Below are 13,183 nucleotides of genomic sequence, written 5' to 3'. Positions count from 1 at the left end.
ATGTGGCGGGACGTCTCGCTGACCTATCGCGGTGCGCTGCAGATTCTCGGCCACCACGACCGCCCCTGGCTGGACCGGATGGACCGGCTGCTCGGCGGGGGCATCCTGGCCGCCGGGGTGACGGCGCTCGCGGTCGCGGCGCCCGGCCCCGCGGCGGCCTTCGCGGCGGTGTGGGGGTGGATCGACCAGAAGAACGAGGCGAGAAGTCTCCTGCGGGCGGCCCTCGACCGGGTCTCCGGCCGGTTGCTCGGCCTGGAGGGCTACGAGCGCCACCAGCTCATCGTCGCCGCCCACACCACGGTCGTGGTCTCGGCCTTCTTCGAGGCGCTGGGCGAGGCGGCGGAGGGGTTGTCGCTGCAGGACGAGGATCGCGGCATGCTCCTCACCTCCGCCGGGCACAGGGAGGGCGAGCACCTCTTCGAGATCCTGTACCAGTCGGAGGTGCCGATTCCCTCCGCCACCTGCGGGTTCGAGGAGAACCTCGGGCAGGTCGAGAAGTGGCTGAACCTGTTCGCCGAACGCACGCTGCGTCACCTCCACATCCTGCGCGAAAGGCGCGTCGAACTGCCCGGCGCGCCGTTCCTGGCGGGGCGGGCGCTGGAGCGCTACCGCTCGCGTTACCTCGGGCTGGCCGCCTCCGTGCCCGAGTTCTTCATCTGGGCCAGCCTGGGGGAGCACGCCGCCACCCGGCAGGTCGTCACGGGTGCCCGGACGGAGCTGCGGGAGGCGTTCCAATCGCAGGGGGCGGCGCTGGCGCGGATCGAACAGCTCCTGACCCTCGCCACGACCGGCCGGGAGAGGACCGAGCGGGACGTGGCGGCCGTGATCGCCCGCGCGAACAGGGGCGCGCTGTCGGAGCCGGTGGTGCCGGTGACCGATCAGCCGCACCCTGCGCTGACGGTCCCGACCGTCGCGGAGATCTACGTCAGCCCGCACTGCAGCTTCGCCACCTACCACCGCAACGTCAGCCATCCCGCTTCCGAGCCATGGTGGGGGAACCAGCGGGTCAGCCAGCACCTCGACCTGCTGCTGGCCGCGCATCTCACCTCGCCGGTCGCCTTCCAGCGGCCGCTGCTGCTGCTCGGGCATCCGGGAGCGGGCAAGAGCCTGCTCACCCAGGTGCTGGCCGCCCGGCTTCCGTCCGCCTCGTACACGGTGGTGCGGGTGCCGCTGCGGCGGGTGAACGCCGACGCCGGCATCCTGGAGCAGATCCAGGCCGCGCTCGACCTCGCCACGAACGGGCGGGCCCAGTGGTGGGAGGTCGCGCAGGCGAACCGGCAGGCCGTGCGCGTCGTCCTGCTCGACGGCCTGGACGAGCTCCTGCAGGCCGTGTCCGGAGGGCGCGACCGGCGCGGTTATCTACAGGAGATCATGGACTTCCAGCGGGCGGAGGCCCAGCAGGGCTTCCCGGTGGCGGTGATCGTCACCTCCCGCACCGTGGTCGCGGACCGGGTGCTCATCGCCGACGGCACGCCGATCATCAAGCTCAAGGACTTCGCGGACTGGCAGATCGCCGATTGGCTGAAGCGCTGGGACCGGGTCAACGAGGCCGCCATCGCGGCCGGGCGCGTGCGCACGCTCTCCCTCGCCTCCGTGCTGGAGCGCCGTGAGCTGGCCGAGCAGCCGCTGCTCCTCCTCATGCTCGCCCTGTACGCCGCCGACCCGGCCGCGCCGCCGATCGACGAGGTCATGTCGACGACGGCGTTGTACCGGCGGCTGCTGACCGAGTTCGTCCGCAGGGAGGCGGCCAAGCAGCCTGAGGGGTCCGTCGCGGAGAAGAAGCAGTTGTGGCGGCTGACGGTGGCGGCCTTCGCCATGCTGAACAGGGGGCGCCAGGACATCACGGACACCGAGCTGGGGGCGGATCTGATCGCCCTGGAAGACCGGCCGTCGGAGGCGGCCGACGTGGCGGAGATCGGCCGCGACCTGGTGGGGCGGTTCTTCTTCGTCCACCGGGCGGAGGCGCGCACGGGCAACGAAGGCTCCGTCCGGCGCTGCTACGAGTTCCTGCACGCCACGTTCGGGGAGTACCTGGTGGCCGCGCACATCGTCGAGTCCCTGCGCACGCTGGCCGCGATGCGCTCACTGAGCGGGAGGCCGGTGGACGACGGTTTCCTGTACGCGCTGCTGTCCCACCAGCCGCTCAGTGACCGCCGACAGGTCCTCGCCTTCGCCGCTGAGCTCTCCTTTGAGCTCACGGCACGGGACCGGGAGCAGATCCGAAGCCTCCTGGAGGAGTTGGCGGCGTCCGTCAGGCGGCGTCACGACACCGGGCGCCACGCCTCTTACCGGCCTGTTCCGCTGGATCGGGTGCGGCAACTGGCGGCGTACTCGCTGAACCTCGTGTTGCTACGAGTGCGGGTGGGGCCGCCGCTCGGCGTCGCTTCCTTGTGCGGGCCGGAGGACGATCCGCAGCTCGCCTGGCGCTCGACCGTGCGGCTGTGGGCTGCGGGACTTGGGCCGGAGAGGCTCGACGGGTTGATGGAGCTCTTCCACTACTCGAATGGTTTCGTGCGTGAAGTGCTCTTTCGCTATGGAGCGCCGCCGCAGGCGCACGAGCTCGACTTGGCCCGCTTGGCTGGGGACAAGATGTTGGAGCGGCGGCTGAAGTTCGGCGTAGGGGTCCATGACGGCTATGTGGTACCGGACGATTCCTGGGACGAGGCCACGGCAGCCTCGCTCGTCCGGGCCCTCCTATGGCCCGGCAAGCGCATTGATGTCAACCTGCGTGAGTTCTACCCAGGGGTCCCGGATGAAGCCGCCGCGGCAGTGGCCCGCCTCGCGGACATGCTGCTCATCCTGCGCAGTCGCCATCTGGTAGACGGGCTCTCGGGCCTGGTGAACTGGCGGCTCGGTTTCGGCGCTGCCCACCCTCCCAATCCCGCTGCTTTGGTCGCCGCGCTCCTGGCCGATCCGGACGAGCGTCTCGTGGAGATGCTCCGGTCTCACCTTGACGCGGATCACCCACTCATCGCCTCCCTGCAAGAGCCCGGCCAGATGGACATGCTCCGCGAGGTCGTCAAGCTCTTCCGCTGGCCCGACGACCCGGTGCTCCCCGACAGCGTGCACAGCCACGAATGGGATGAAAAGCGGTACTGGCCACATATTCCCTAAGGAAACCTGGCGCCCTACCCGATTGAGCTGCCGAATCCCCTCCCGCACCCCACCGTCACCACGGAGAATCACCATGTGACCCAGCGCGTTACCCCCCTGCCCGGCATGTGGTTCGAGCACGCCCTGCACGTGCCCCGCGACGACAGCCCAGCCTGGTACATGATCATCGAACCGCCCCACCCCACCTCCAAGGCGTTCCTGCAGATCCACTACCGCCACCTGGGGTCGGCGCCCGACTCCCTCCCGGAGAGCATCGACGCCGACCTCTTCGACGACATCGTCCTGCGCTGGCTGACTCCCGAGGAGAGCGCCCTGGCCCAGACCCGCGCGTCGTTCGAACCATAGGATCTCGCCCATGGCACTCGACTTGTTCGCAGGAATCTCGGTGTCCGACTACGCGGCCGCGCTGCCGTGGTACGAACGCCTGCTGGGCTCGCCTCCCACGTTCATCGCCCACGAGACCGAAGCCGTGTGGGAGCTGGCCGAGCACCGCTACGTCTACATCGAGCAGCAGCCGGAGGACGCCGGCCACGCCCAGCACACGATCTTCGTCGACGACCTGGACGCCGTCGTGGCGGGCATCACCGAGCGGGGCCTCGAACCGGCCAAGCGCGAGACCTACGGCAACGGCGTGCGCAAGGTCACCTACCACGACCCCGACGGCAACGAGATCGGCTACGGCGGCGCCCCGATAGGCCAGGAGACCCAGGAGCCCCAGGAGACCCCGAAGCGCCGCGCGATCCTCAGCGGTTCGACCTTCGAGGAGCAGATCGGCTACGCCCGCGCCGTCGTGGACGGCGACTGGGTGCACGTCTCCGGCACGACCGGCTACGACTACGCCACGATGACCATCTCGGCCGACGTGGCCGAGCAGGCCGAGCAGTGCCTGCGCAACATCGAGTTCGCTCTGACCGAGGCGGGCTGCACCTTCGCCGACGTGGTCCGGGTGCGCTACCTGCTGACCGACCGCGCGGACTTCGAGCCCTGCTGGCCGGCGCTGCGCCGGGCCTTCGGCGAGGTACGGCCGGCCGCCACGATGCTGGTGTGCGGCCTGGCCGAGCCCGAGATGAAGATCGAGATCGAGGTGTACGCCCGCCGCTCCGGCGCCTAGGCCCCCTCCGGATCCACCACGCCCCGGTCCGCCCAGAACGGTTCCACGAGTTCCCTGACCCGCTCGGGCCCCAGCCGGTCCAGCACCTCCAGCGCGCCCACGTTGTCCACGAGCTGCTCGGTCGAGGACGCCCCGAACAACACGGTGCACGTGGCGGGGTGGGCCAGCGCGAAGGCGACGCAGAGCTGGGCGGCGGTGGCGTCCACGCTCGCGGCGGCGGTGCCCAGGCCGGCCGCCGCCCGGATGATCGACGGGCGCACGCCTCCGGGATCGCGCCCGATCTGCCGGGACGGGGTGGTCTTCCCGGCCAGGATGCCGCCTTCCATCACGTCGGACGGCTGCAGCGCCAGGCCCTCGGCGAACAACGACGCGTACGGCCCGCCGTCCGGGATCGACCGGCGGCACGGGCTGTACTTGAGCTGTGCCAGCTGGGGCCCGGGTGACCCGGCCTCCAGCGCGTGGCCACGGATCGTGCGCACGGCGGTGGCCGACCAGTTGTTGACCCCCCAGGATCCGATCAGCCCTTCACGCTCCAGCTCGGCCAGGTCGCCCGCCAGCCGTACCAGATCGAGGTCGGTGCGCCGGATGTCGCCGAGGATGACCAGGTCGGCCCGGTCGGTTCCGGCACGGAACAGCGCGCGGGCGAGCTGGTCGCGCAGAGATTGCTCGGGGTAGCTCTCCAGCCAGAGCTTCACCGACAGCAGGTAGTCCGCGCGGGGGATCCCGGCGGCGCGGACGATGGCCGAGAACAGCACGTCGGTGAAGACCGGCGGCTGTCCGGGAAAGCCGTAGACGCCGACGTCGAACAGGTTGACGCCCAGGTCGGCCGCGTGGCGGACCATGGCGACGGCGTCGGCGAAGTCCATGCGGTCGTAGATGTGCCACGAGCCCAGCGCCAGGACGGACGCTTCCGGGCCATGGGTGCCGATCTTGCGATGGGGGACGGTGCTCATCGGACTCCTCAGGGCAGCCAGGGATGGATGACGGCTTTGACCTCGTCGTGTCTCGACATCGCCGCGAGCGCGTCCGTGGCCGCGCCGAGCCCGGCGGGTTTGCCGAACATGGCGTCCCAGTCGAAGCGGGCGCGGAACCCGCGCAGGAACGCGATGGCGCGGTGGTAGTCGCCGATGTCGCCGTTGAGCGAGCCGAGCACGGTCAGCTCCTTGCCCATGATCGTGCCGAGCGGCACCGGGTCGGGGCGCGGCCCGGTGCTGCCGACGATCACGCAGGTGCCGCCCCAGGCGGCCAGGTCCACGGCCTCGGCGGCCACCCCCGGCGCCCCGGCCATGTCGAGCACCAGCTCGGCGCCGCGCCCGCCGGTGGCCTCCCTGACCAGGGCCAGGCGTTCGCCGGCGGGGGAGTCCAGGCCGATGACGAGGTCGGCGCCGAACCGCCGGGCCAGCTCCAGGCGCGACGACGGGGCGCCGATGGTGATCACGGGACCGGCTCCCGAGGCGGCGGCGACCGCGGTGGTCACCAGGCCGAGCGCCCCGGCGCCCTGGACGACGACCGCGGCGCCGGGCCGGACGCCGCCCGCTCTGCCGTACGCGTGAAGGACGGTCTTGACCGCGCACCCGGCGGCGGCCGCCCAGGTGTCGGGGACGTCCTCGGGCAGCAGGAGCTTCAGCGCGCCGGGCCGCACGTAGGCGTAGGCGGCCAGGCCGCAGGTGGAGTACGGCCAGACGTCGGCGCGCTGGGTGAAGCCGTATCCGCGGCTGGAGCAGGCGACCGGGGTGCGCAGCACCGTGCAGCCGTGGCAGTGGCCGCAGGCCGACTCCGACCAGCCGATGCGGCTGCCGACGCGGATCGGCTCGCCGAGCGCGTCCACGGTACCGGGCCCGGCGGCGGCGACCGTCCCGGTCATCTCGTGGCCGAGGACCATGGGGAGCATGCCGGGCCAGGACATCGTCCCGTTCCAGAGGTGGACGTCGGTGGCGCACAGGGTGGCGCAGGTGAGCTTGACGACGGCGGCGCCGGGTTCGACGTCACGGGGGAGCGGGAGTTCCTCGATGACCAGCGGCTGGCCGTGCTCGCGGAGCACCGCGGCGCGGGTGGTGGCCGGGACGGGCACGATCGGGGTCCTTTCTCAGCGGGTGTGGGCGGTGTCCCAGACCTCGTTCCTGCTGCGCCACCACAGCAGGACCAGGATGACCAGGAAGGGCACCACCCCGCGGTATGCCTGCAGGGCGCTGAGCGAGACGGCGGCCCCCTCCAGCAGGCCCAGGATCAGGCCGCCGGCCAGCGTCATGGGCAGGCTGCGGAAGGCGCCCACCATGGCCACGGCCAGCGCGGTGGTGATGAGGTTGGCCAGCGTGGCGAAGTCGCCGCCGAGCCGCGGGGCGACCAGGACGATGACCAGCGTGCTGAGCGCGCCGATCGCCGCCCACACCGCCAGCGCCAGCCGGGGTACGGCGATGCCGACCACTTGGGCGGTCGCCGGCCGTTCCGACAGGGCCTGCAGCCGCAGGCCGAGCAGCGTGCGGCTGAACAGCAGCCCGACCCCGGCGGTGATGAGCACGGCGAAGGCCAGCGAGACCGGCACGGACTGCGGCACCACGACGCCGCCCACCGTGAACGCCGGCCCATCGAGGGGCGCCGGGAAACGCCGGGCGCCCGTCGCGGACCCGCCGAAGACGCGCAGGCCGATCGCCATGATGGCGACATACAGGGCGACGGTCACGGCCGCCTTGGTGCGCTCGTCGTGCCCGGCGAACCAGCGCACGAGCACCACCCCGATGAGCGCCGACAGGGCGGCGCCGGCCAGGAGCCCGCCGGCGAGGGCGAGCGGCCCGGGCACGCCTTCGCCGATGAGCCAGACCATCGCGTACGCCCCGGCCGCGCCCGTGGCCGCCATGGCGAAGTTCACCACGGCGACCAGCCGGTAGGTCAGCACGACGCACAGCCCGAGCAGCGCGTACACGCCGCCGCTCGTCAGCCCGGCGATCAGGGAGGCGAGCACGTCAGCCCTTGCCCGGGATGACGAAGCCCTCGGGCAGCACCCGCCAGGCGCGGTTCTCCGCCTTCACGAACCGCGCGCCCTCGACCGGGTTGTGGGCGTCGCCGGGCCCGAAGACGTACGGCGTGCCGACCAGCGGATACTCGACCGGCTTCATCTCCTTGAACGCCTTGGTCACCGACTCGCGGGTGATCGGCCCCCGGATGCCCTTGACCACCTGGACGAAGACGTCGGCCGCCATGATGGCGCCCTGGCTGAAGGCGGTCTTCGGGATCCCGCCGGCGCTCACCAGCTTGGCCCACCTGTCGTTGCCGGGCAGGCTCTCGTCGGTGTACGGCTGCCATTCGGTGGCCGAGTACACGTTGAGCCCTTCGGGGATCGCCTGGGCGTTGGCGTCGGTGTAGCTGTTGGCCAGCATGACGAAGTCGACGGCCGTCATGTTCTGCGTCTTGGCCTGGGCGAACCAGGGGCCGACCTGGGAGTTGTAGACGATGCCCGCGCAGCCCGCCTCCTTGGCCTTCACCAGGTAGGGGGTGGGGTCGCCCTGACCGACGGAGGTGTCCTTGACGGTCAGCCGCTTGCCGGTGACCGCCGACCACTCCTTGATCGCGTTCTCGATGCCGTCGCCGCTGCCGGGCAGGACCGTCAGGTAGGCGCACACCTTCTCGTGCTTCTTGGTCTGCGACAGGAAGTACAGGGCCGCGGTCAGCTGCTTGTACGGGCCCGGGTTCACCGGGGCGATGTTCGGGCTGGTGAAACAGGCGGGGTCGACGCCGACCGCCGGGATGGAGACGATGCCGGCCCTGCCGTACTTGGCCCGGTTGAGCCCGCAGTCCACGGCGCTGGAGGAGCCGACGAGCGCCACCACGGCCTCGGAGTCGATCAGCTCCACGGCGGCCTCGGTGGAGCGCTGGGGGTTCATGGCGTCGTCCTTGCTGATGTACTCGATCTTCCGGCCGTTGATCCCACCGGCCGCGTTGACCTCGTCGAAGACCGCCTGCACGGCCTTGGGCACCTCGGGCGCCTGGAACAGGCCGGTGACGCCGTTGATGGCGCCGACCTTGATCGGCCCCGTGTCCCCGCCGCCCCCGCCCCCGCCGCCGGCGCACCCGGCCAGTGCCAGCGCCGCCGCCCCCAGGACGGCGGCGGCCTTGTGTGAACGCTCCATCTGCGTGCTCCCTCCACGTAAGGGTTCAGGCCAGCGGGGCCGCCGCTATGCCGAGGTAGGCGTTGACCACGGCGGGGTCGTCGAGCACGGCCGCCGTGGGGCCGGAGGCGATGACCCGCCCGAAGTCGAGGACGGTGAGCTGTGAGCAGACCGCCGAGACGAGCTCCATGTCGTGTTCGATCAGCAGGACGGCGACGCCGTAGCGCTCCGGAACCTCGGCCAGGCGCGCGGCGAGGCGGCGCGATTCGGCGGCCGACTGCCCGGCGGCGGGTTCGTCGAGTAGCGCCACCTTGGGGCGGGCGGCGACGGCCGCCGCCACGTCCAGCAGCCGCCGGGTGCCCGCGTCGAGCAGCGACACCGGCACCGGCCCCGGCGGGCAGCCGAAGTACCTCAGCAGCTCGTCGGCCTCCGCGCGCTCCAGGCGGCGCCCCGCCCCGATGGTCAGGTACTCGTACTGGGTCAGCTCGGCCGGGATGACCGTGGTCTGGAAGGTACGGCGCAGCCCGCGCCCGGCCCGGGCCTCGGGCCGCAGCCCGTCCAGCGGCCGGCCGGACAGGGTGATGCCGCCCGCGTAACCGCCGATGAAGCCGGTGACGGCGGCGATGAACGTGCTCTTGCCCGCGCCGTTGGGCCCGATGAGGCCGGTGACCGTCCCTTCCGGCACGGTCAGGTTCACCTCGTGCAGCGCGCTCACCTCGCCGAACCGCACGCTGAGCCCGCGCACCTCCAGCAGCGGCGGGCCCGGCGGGGCGGGCGCCGGCACCACGGCGGGGCGATCGTCGCGCTCGTCGAGCAGCTTGCGCGCCGCGCGTTCCCGCCGCCGCATCTGGACGAAGTCCGTCTGGCTCATCCCGGAACGCAGGGCCAGGATGGCGAAGACGCCGAACAACATGCCGCCCAGGTCCTGCGGCAGCCGGAGGCGCTCCAGGACGGTGGCCATCACGGTGCCGAAGACGCCGCCCATGACCGCGCCGTCCACGTGGTGGGGGCCGATGAGGATGGCGACGGCGAAGAACGCCAGCGACTGGCCCATCGAGAAGTTCTGCGCGACCACGAGGCCGAGCTGCCCGGCCATCAGCCCGCCCCCGATGGCGGCGACGAACGCGCTGATGGCGAAGGCGGCGAGCTTGCTGCGCGCCACGGAGACGCCGTGGGAGGCCGCGGCCCGCTCGGAATGGCGCAGCTCCAGCCAGGACATGCCGAGCCGGGTGCGGTTGAACCGGCTCAGCCCGAGCGCGATGAGGCAGAAGACGATCACGGTGAGGACGAAGTAGCCGCCGTCGCCGGCGAACCACGCGGGGCGCTCGACCGTCTTCAGCTCACTGGTGCCGGGGAACTGGTGGGCGTTGAGCACGATGTCGGTCGAGACGGCGAAGCCGAAGGTGACCACCGCGAGGTTGACGCCGCGGATGCGTAGCGCGGGCAGGCCGATCAGGACGCCCACCGGGACCGCCGCCAGCCCGCCCAGCACCAGCCAGAGCAGGAACCCGCCGGGCGCGTCGAGCAGGTTGAGCCTGAGCACCACCCAGGCGCCGATCGCGGCGAAGGACATCTGGCACAGCGACATCATCCCGGCCCGGCCGACGATCACGCCGTAGCTCTGCATGATGATCGCGACGACGGCGGCGGTGATCGCCAGGAAGATCCAGTGGGCGGGGAAGAAGAGGGGCACGATCACGCAGGCGGCCGCGGCCAGGCCGAGCCCGGCGGCCGTGGCGCGCGGGTTCACGCGGGCTCACCTTCTCCCGGCGGCGGCGCCGTACCGAAGTAGGACTCGTGCAGCAGGCCGTCGTCGTCCTTCAGCCGGGCGCACGCGCCGGAGTAGACCACGCGGCCCTTGCGCAGCACGTAGGCGCGGGTGCCGATCTCCAGGGCCAGGGCGGCGAACTGCTCGACGAGCAGGATCGCGATGCCGAGGCCGGTCATCTCGCGCACCGCCAGCATCAGGCGGCGCACCACGACCGGCGCCAGGCCCATGGACATCTCGTCGATGAGCATGACGCGCGGGTCGGCGACCAGCGCGCGGCCGAGGGCGAGCATCTGCTGCTCGCCGCCGGACAGGTGCCCGGCCTGCAGGCTCCGGCGGCGTTCCAGCTCGGGGAAGAGCCGGTAGACGGCGTTCAGGTCGCCTTCGCCGCTGCGGGCGACCCTGAGGTTCTGCTCGACGCTGAGGGTGCGGAAGACCGTGCGGGACTGCTCGACGTAGCCGAGCCCGGCGCGGGCGCGCTTGTAGGCCGGCAGTTTCCCGATCGGGCCGCCGCCGAGGTGGATCGTGCCGGAGGAGACCCGGGCGAGCCCGGCGACGCCGTCCATCAGCGTGCTCTTGCCCGATCCGTTGGAGCCCAGGACGACGGTCACCGCCCCGGCCTCCGCCTCCAGCGACACGTCGTGGACGACGCGGGCCTCGCCCCGGTGGACGTCCACCCCGGCCAGGCTGAGGACGCTCACCGGAACGCCGCCAGAAGCGAGCCGATGACCTGCTCGTGCGCCTCGCGGGCGGGGGGCAGCTCGGGGGCGAGCAGGCCGAAGAAGCCGTGGATCAGGCCCTCGTAGCGCACCGCCCGTGCCTCGACCCCGGCTTCGCGCAGCCGGGCGGCGTACTCTTCCCCTTCGTCGCGCAGCACGTCGTACTCCGCGCCGAGCACCAGCGCAGGCGGCAGCCCGGACAGGTTCGCGGCTCGCAGCGGCAGCAGGTAGGGGTCCTCGAGGTCGGCCGCATTACGCGGATAAAGAGTGAAAAACCAGTCCATGCTCGCCTTGGACAGGAAATATCCGTCGGCGTAGTCGCGGTAGGAGGCGCGGCCGTCATCGGGATGCCCGAGCACGGGCGAGACGAGCACCTGGAGGTCGATCGACGGCCCGCCGAGGTCGCGCGCCTTCAGCGCGGTCACGGCCGCGAGGTTGCCGCCCGCGCTCTCCCCGCCGACCGCGATGCGCGCCGGATCGGCCCCGATCTCCGCCCCGTGCCTGCTCACCCACCGCACGGCGGCATAGCAGTCGTCGGCCGCCGCCGGAAAGGGGTTCTCGGGCGCCAGCCGGTAGTCCACCGACAGGACCACGACCCCCGCCCTCGAGCAGACGGTACGGCAGGCGTAGTCGTTCTCGTCCAGGCTGCCCAGCGTCCACCCGCCCCCGTGGAACCAGACGAACACGGGAAACGGCCCGATCCCGCCGGGGGTGTAGACGCGGGCCGGGATCGCGCCCGCCGGGCCCGGGAGCACGGCGTCGGCGACCCGGCCGACCGGGGGCAGGTTGTCCGGCAACTGCCACATGGCGCGGAACTGCTCACGGATGGCCTGCGGGTCCAGCAGGACGGGGACGACGGCGGGAGCGCGATCGAGGATCGCCTGGGCGTCGGGATGCAACGGCATGCCCACCTCCGCGTGGAGCGCCAAATCGTATCTGATTCCGTGTACGTTATGGGCATCCGCGGGATGGTGTCCAGAGCAGGGAGGAAGATGTTGCCCAACCGAGCCGACACGGTGTTCACGGGCGGGACGGTGCACACCCTCGACGCGACCGGCCGCCTGGCGCGGGCGCTGGCCGTACGCGGGGGCCGCATCGCCGCAGTCGGCGCCGAGGCCGAGGTCACGCCGCTCATCGGCCCCCGCACCCGGGTGATCGCACTGGACGGCCGCTCGGTGCTGCCCGGCGTGAACGACTCCCACCTCCACGGCGTCTGGCTCGGCGCCCTGTGGCCGGACCTCCTCATGGACCGGCTCACCCGGAGCGCGCCGGACCATTCGGAGGCCCGTCCGGCCGAGATCCGCCTCACGACCGGTGAGCAACGCCGGGCCGCGATCCTGCGCACGGGACGGATCCTGGCCGGGCTGGGCATCACCAGCTACACCGAGCCCGGCCTCGGGCCCGGCGAGGACGAGGGCCCGACCGGCTGCTTCGGCGCCGCGGCGCTGCGCGACTACGCGACGCTGGCCGAGGAGGGACGGCTCACCGCCCGGGTCACGGCGCTCATGCTGTTCGGCGAACTCGACGGCCCCAGCTCGGTGGCGGGCTTGCGAGAGGGCTTACGCACGTTCCGCCCGCCGGCCGAGGTGCCCGGCCGGCTGCGCGTCGCCGGAGTCAAGATCTTCGCCGACGGCATCCCGCCGATGGGCACCGCCTGGACCGACCAGCCGTACGGCGACGGCGGCCACGGCGGGCTCCTCGTCGAAGGCTCTTCACCGGAGGCGCTCGCCGAGATGATCGCCCTCACCCACGAGGCCGGCTACCAGGCCGGCGTCCACGCCACCGGCGGCCGCGCCGTCCGCGCCGCGGCAGCGGCGATGGCAAAGACGGCCGGGAAGGGCCGTGACCTGCGACACTACATCATCCACGGTGACCTGGCCGCCCCGGACACGCTGGCCGTGATGGCCCGCGCGGGCATCGGCCTCACCACCCAGCCGGGCATCGCCGTGGCCACCGCGGACATGCTGGCCGCCGCGCTCGGGCCCGAGGCGCTGCGCCGGGCGTGGCCGCTGCGGGAGGCGCTGGCGGCCGGGGTACGGCTCTGCCTCAGCTCGGACGCGCCCGTGGTCACCCCGGACTGGCGGCTGACCGTCGCCCAGGCGACGGCCCGGGGGCTGACGCTGGACGCGGCGCTGCGGGCCTGCACCGTCGTGCCCGCCTGGCAGGACGGCGCGGAGGGGTGGAAGGGGACGCTGGAGCCCGGCAAGGCGGCCGACCTGTGCGTGCTCGGCGGCAGCCTGCGGGAGGTGGAGCCCGCCGCCCTGCCCGAGGTGCCGGTCGTCCTGACCATGGTGGACGGCCGGATCGTCCACGAAGCCGGGGTATGACGGGGCCCTGGCGGCGTGATCCCGAAATCATATACCATCTC

General features: G+C 72.3%; 11 protein-coding genes. 4 read left to right on the top strand and 7 right to left on the bottom strand.

Translation table 11 applies throughout. The features are described from left to right. From FVE25_RS14625 to FVE25_RS55125, 3 genes are all read left to right on the top strand, one after another. Window positions 1–3,114 carry an NACHT domain-containing protein gene (locus FVE25_RS14625; RefSeq protein WP_157247264.1) on the top strand — a complete coding sequence of 1,038 codons (3,114 nt, stop codon included), beginning with the start codon at window positions 1–3 and terminating at the stop codon, window positions 3,112–3,114. A 75-nt stretch (window positions 3,115–3,189) separates the two neighbouring features. After that, window positions 3,190–3,459 (top strand): hypothetical protein, encoded by a 270-nt coding sequence (locus tag FVE25_RS14620; RefSeq protein ID WP_157247262.1) that lies wholly within the window; start codon window positions 3,190–3,192, stop codon window positions 3,457–3,459. 10 nt (window positions 3,460–3,469) lie between these two features. Further along, window positions 3,470–4,225: a Rid family hydrolase gene (locus tag FVE25_RS55125; RefSeq protein ID WP_246267016.1), complete on the top strand. Its 756-nt coding sequence runs from the start codon at window positions 3,470–3,472 to the stop codon at window positions 4,223–4,225. Here FVE25_RS55125 and FVE25_RS14610 read toward each other — a convergent pair. The 7 genes from FVE25_RS14610 to FVE25_RS14580 are packed head-to-tail and all read right to left on the bottom strand — an operon-like array spanning window position 4,222 to window position 11,720. Beyond that, window positions 4,222–5,178 (bottom strand): aldo/keto reductase, encoded by a 957-nt coding sequence (locus FVE25_RS14610; RefSeq protein ID WP_157247260.1) that lies wholly within the window; start codon window positions 5,176–5,178, stop codon window positions 4,222–4,224. The two genes, FVE25_RS55125 and FVE25_RS14610, sit on opposite strands and share 4 nt — an antisense overlap. 8 nt (window positions 5,179–5,186) lie before the next feature. Continuing rightward, on the bottom strand, window positions 5,187–6,296 hold the full coding sequence (locus tag FVE25_RS14605; RefSeq protein WP_157247258.1) for a zinc-binding dehydrogenase: 1,110 nt from the start codon (window positions 6,294–6,296) through the stop codon (window positions 5,187–5,189). A 15-nt stretch (window positions 6,297–6,311) separates the two neighbouring features. Continuing rightward, window positions 6,312–7,184 carry an ABC transporter permease subunit gene (locus FVE25_RS14600; protein ID WP_157247256.1) on the bottom strand — a complete coding sequence of 291 codons (873 nt, stop codon included), beginning with the start codon at window positions 7,182–7,184 and terminating at the stop codon, window positions 6,312–6,314. A gap of 1 nt (window position 7,185) precedes the next feature. Continuing rightward, a complete protein-coding gene (locus FVE25_RS14595; protein WP_157247254.1) occupies window positions 7,186–8,349 on the bottom strand; it encodes an ABC transporter substrate-binding protein in 1,164 nt (387 codons plus the stop codon). A 25-nt stretch (window positions 8,350–8,374) separates the two neighbouring features. Beyond that, on the bottom strand, window positions 8,375–10,078 hold the full coding sequence (locus tag FVE25_RS14590) for a branched-chain amino acid ABC transporter ATP-binding protein/permease (RefSeq protein ID WP_157247252.1): 1,704 nt from the start codon (window positions 10,076–10,078) through the stop codon (window positions 8,375–8,377). Continuing rightward, window positions 10,075–10,797, bottom strand: a complete 723-nt coding sequence (locus FVE25_RS14585) for an ABC transporter ATP-binding protein (protein WP_157247250.1) — start codon at window positions 10,795–10,797, stop codon at window positions 10,075–10,077. Before FVE25_RS14585 ends, FVE25_RS14590 begins: the two co-directional genes overlap by 4 nt. Then, the gene (locus FVE25_RS14580) at window positions 10,794–11,720 is read right to left on the bottom strand and encodes an alpha/beta hydrolase (RefSeq protein WP_157247248.1); all 927 of its coding nucleotides are present in this window, start codon (window positions 11,718–11,720) and stop codon (window positions 10,794–10,796) included. The genes FVE25_RS14585 and FVE25_RS14580 overlap by 4 nt, the downstream gene beginning before the upstream one ends. Before the next feature lie 87 nt (window positions 11,721–11,807). Here FVE25_RS14580 and FVE25_RS14575 point away from each other — a divergent pair, with 87 nt between their 5' ends. Further along, entirely contained in the window at window positions 11,808–13,142 is a 1,335-nt protein-coding gene (locus tag FVE25_RS14575) for an amidohydrolase (protein ID WP_157247246.1), read from the top strand. Window positions 13,143–13,183 lie beyond the last annotated feature (41 nt).

It is taken from the genome of Nonomuraea typhae (genome assembly GCF_009760925.1).
GTDB classification, from domain to species: domain Bacteria; phylum Actinomycetota; class Actinomycetes; order Streptosporangiales; family Streptosporangiaceae; genus Nonomuraea; species Nonomuraea typhae.
Note: the sequence above shows the minus strand (reverse complement) of the source record. Positions and strands in the feature narration are given on the sequence as shown.